Annotated in this window: 4 protein-coding genes; all 4 read right to left on the reverse strand. The window is 74.2% G+C overall.

Annotated features, from left to right (window positions below; translation table 11 throughout):
- A partial coding sequence (locus ACTWQJ_RS47930; RefSeq protein ID WP_443312657.1) for a copper resistance CopC/CopD family protein occupies positions 1–1,111 on the reverse strand: 1,111 nt, incomplete at its 3' end.
- 69 nt (positions 1,112–1,180) lie between these two features.
- Positions 1,181–1,654, reverse strand: coding sequence for a cupin domain-containing protein (locus ACTWQJ_RS47935; protein ID WP_443312658.1), 474 nt, complete (start codon positions 1,652–1,654; stop codon positions 1,181–1,183).
- Positions 1,651–2,259, reverse strand: coding sequence for a GNAT family N-acetyltransferase (locus ACTWQJ_RS47940; protein ID WP_443312659.1), 609 nt, complete (start codon positions 2,257–2,259; stop codon positions 1,651–1,653). The genes ACTWQJ_RS47935 and ACTWQJ_RS47940 overlap by 4 nt, the downstream gene beginning before the upstream one ends.
- Positions 2,252–3,872, reverse strand: a 1,621-nt coding sequence (locus tag ACTWQJ_RS47945) for a penicillin acylase family protein (protein ID WP_443312660.1), incomplete at its 5' end; no start/stop codon positions are given. The genes ACTWQJ_RS47940 and ACTWQJ_RS47945, both read right to left, overlap by 8 nt.

The raw sequence follows: 3,872 nt of genomic DNA on the forward strand, positions 1-3,872 counted from the left end.
GGGCGTTGAAGGAGCCGAGGCCGCGCCAGGACTGGTAGACGCCGGTGACGGTCAGGACGGCCACGCAGACGAAGGCCAGCCGGGAGAAGCGGGTGACGGCGGGGGCGGTGAGGTCCTGCGGGGCGCGGTACAGCACGGTGAGCAGGGCGGTCAGGCCGCCCAGCCAGACGGCCATGGCGAGCAGGTGCAGCACCGAGGAGGTGATCGCCACGGGCACCTGGATGCCGGCGGAGGCGTGCTCGGCGGCGGCCCAGGTGAGGGCGAGGCCGAGGGCGAGGGGGACGCCGAGCACGGCGCGCGGACGGCGCCAGGAGCGTCGTACGAGGAGGAACGCCCCCGCCAGCAGCGCCAGCCGGGCCAGCAGCGCCAGCCCCGGCCTGCTGGTGAGCGTGGCGCGCAGGACGGCCGGGTCGAGGGCGTCGGCGAGACCGGTGCCGCGCTCGTAGGGGCCGCGCAGGAGGAGCAGGGCGGTGGTGGACACCAGCAGGGTGAGACAGGCCACGGGGATCAGCCGGCGCAGGGCCTCGGAGGGGCCGCCGAGGACCGCGGCCGTGAACACGAGGACGCCGATGAGCAGAGCCAGTCCGCCGTACGCGCAGTAGCGGGCGATGTTGTACAGCGAGGTCGCGGCCGGCTCCTCGGCCGGGGCGGTGACGGCGACGGTGGTCGCGGAGGGTTCGCCGACCGAGAAGATGAACGCGCCGGAGACAGGGTGGCTGTCCGCGGAGACCACGCGCCAGGCCACGGTGTACGTGCCGTCCTGCAGGCCGGCGGGCAGCCGCAGCCGGACCGTGTCGGAGCGGCCGTCCACGTGTGCGGCCCCGCTGGTGCGCAGCGGACGGTTGTCGGGGGCGATGACCCGGACCGAGTCGTCGAGCAGGCCGACGGACTCGGTGAAGGTCAGGGTGATGTGCCGGGGGGCGGCGTCGAGGACGGTGCCGTCGCGGGGGTCGGTGCTGCCGAGTCCGGCGTGGGCCGACGCGGGGCCGGCCCCGCCGAGGAGGAGCAGGACCAGCACGGCGCCCAGCAGCACCAGCCGGTGAAGTCGCCGGGGGTGTTCGTGCGCTCCGTGGTCGCCGTCGTCCCGTTGTCCGCCATCGCGCAGCCCCATCGCTTCTCCGTCGTCGGATGTGCCCCTGCGATACGTACGGACGCGGGCGCCGGTGTGCTCACGCACGGTTCACGGGCGGCAGAGTTCCACGATCCGGTCGGCCCGGTCCGGGTAGCGGGCGGTGAGGTCGGCGGCGTCCCCGTGTTCGTATCCCTCGAAGGTGAATCCGGGTGCCATCGTGCAGCCGAAGAACGTCCAGGCGCCGCCCTCGACGACCCGCCCGCCCATCCAGGTGCCGGCCGGCACGGTGAACTGGGGGTGCTGGCCGCCGAGTACGTCCGGTCCGAGCACGGCGGTGCGGGAGGTGCCGTCGGGGGCGAGGAGCAGGAGCTCCAGCGGGTCGCCGAGGTAGAAGTGCCAGACCTCGTCGGTGGGCAGGCGGTGCATTGCGGAGTAGTCGTCCCGTTTGAGCAGGGCGACGATGGCGGTGCCTTCCGGGCGCCCGTCGGGCCGCCGGGGCCCCGCCCAGGTCTCTCGGAAGAGGCCGCCCTCGCGGGGAATCGGCTCCATGGCGTAGTGCGCGACGAGGTCTTCTGGGGTCACGCCGGGAAGGCTACCGCTCGGTCGAGGAAGGCGAGTTGAGCGTGCTTCTCCGGCAGGTACACATCGGGCAGGTCGATCTCCGGCAGCACGACCTTCGGCCCCGCTTCGAAGCCCTGCCGCAGGAAGCGGGCGATCGCCTTCTCGTTGCGCACGTCGGGGTCGACCACGATCCGCTGCCGGTCCAGGGTGAGCAGCACGTATGCGGTGATGGCGGACACCAGCAGCGCCGTCCAGCCAGGGCGTGCGCCGCCCGGTCCGGTGGGCGCGAGCAGCAGGTGGACACCGATGTCGCCGGGCCGGACCTCGTAGCACTCGCCGACCCGGTCCGTGCCGGGCTCGTACGTCTGGAGCAGCGCCACCGGTTCGCCGTCGCGCACGACCAGGTGGGCGTGGTGGGTGTCGAGGGTGTCCATGTGCGCGTAGATGTCGGCGACCTGGTCCCGCGTGAGGCCGTTCATGCCCCAGAAGGCGGCCCGTTCCTCGCTGACCCAGCTGTGGATCACCTCGGCGTCGCCCTTCGCGTCCAGGGGCAGGATGCGGACGGTGCCGAATCCGTCGACCGCCTGTTCGTGGACGGCGGTGCGGGCGGCGTACGGGTCAGACATCGTCGGTCTCCTTCGTCAGACGGGCCCAGTCGGTGACGACGGGCACGAGATCTCCCTTGAGCCACAAGGGGAGTTGATCGCGATGGTGGGGCGAGCCGGGAACGCCGGACGCGCCGAAGGGCACCACCCACAGGCTGTTCTCGCGGCGGGCCAGGTCCCACACGTAACGGGCGGCCGGGCCGCGTGCGGCGCGGTCGGTGAGGCCGGGCACGGCGGAGGTGCACAGCACACAGTCGTGGTCGCCGGACAGGCCGGGTTCGTCGTACGACGTGCCTGCAAGTGCCCGCCAGGGGGCGAGACGGTGGGTGTCGCCCCAGGTGCGCTGCGGCTGCCCGGCGACCTCCCGGACCGCGTCCCGGACGATCGCGGCGCGGTCGATGCCGTACAACTCGTCCGCGCTCAGCAGATGTTCCAGGGCGAGGCCGATGCGCGGGACGAGCGCGAGCCACGGAAGCAGGACCTCCGGGTAGGCGGGCGGCTCGGCCAGTGGGGTGAACGCCGGGTGGGCGGCGAGCCGGCGGACCACCGCGCCGCGCAGCGCCGCGTAGGCGGCGGCCTCGGGGCTGGTCACGTCCATACGGCGGTCCCAGCGCAGGAGGCGGTCGCGCAGGGCGGCGGCGTCGGGGGGCAGGTCGTCGAGGGCCTCGAGGTGGGCGAGGAGGGGCACGGCGGAGGCGAGGTGGGTGTCGGTGTGGATCGCGGGCATGTCGGCCGCCGACCACTGGTCCTTCTCGCCCAGCAGCGCGGCGATCCGGCCGGCGCGGTGCGGCGCGGCGAACTCGACGCCGAGGGGGGTGGCGGGGCCGCGCTGGTTGGCCATCACCGCGATGCCGTCGGTCAGGCCGGCGCGGGGCATCTCGTGCCAGCCGCGCCACTCGTGGCCGGGCTCCCAGGCGGGCACCGGCCGGATGCGGTTGGCCTCGGCGCGCACCGGTACCCGACCCGCGACCCGGTGCAGGGTCCCGCCCTCGGTGTCGGCGGCCTGGACGACGTTGACCGGCTCCGCCCATACGTCAAAGGCGCGGTCGACGTCGGCGACCGTGCGGGCCCGCAGCAGCGGCAGCAGGGCGGCGAAGCCGAGGTCGCCGGTGACGCGGGGCGGGTAGCGGAGGCTGAGGGCGAGGGGGGTGCCGTCGTCGAGCCCCTCGGGTCCACCGGCGACGACCGGTCCCCGTTCGGTCTCGATCACCTCGACCGGCACCCGCTCCGCACCGCCGACCTCGACGAACTCCGTGTGCCGCGCGGCCCGTTGCCAGCGCCCGTCCGGGCCGAGCGCCTCGACACCGGCGCCGGTGCGCCGCAGCCGCTCCCGGTAGAGGTCCTGGTAGTCGGCCATGGCGTTGGTGATGGCCCAGGCGACCGTGCCGGTGTGGCCGAAGTGGGCGATGCCGGGGACACCGGGGACGGCGAGGCCGACGACGTCGAACTCCGGGCAGCACAGGCGGATCTGCTGGTACACGCCGGGGTCCTCGATGAACCGGTGCGGGTCGCCCGCGATGACGGCCTGTCCGGTGACGGTGCGTTCGCCGGCGACCAGCCAGCCGTTGCTGCCGGAGGTGCCGGGACCGTCGGTGGCGAACAGCCCCACCGCCTGCGGTCCCAGGTGCCGTACG

It is taken from the genome of Streptomyces sp. KR55, assembly GCF_052245645.1.
In the GTDB taxonomy this organism is placed as follows: domain Bacteria; phylum Actinomycetota; class Actinomycetes; order Streptomycetales; family Streptomycetaceae; genus Streptomyces; species Streptomyces flavusporus.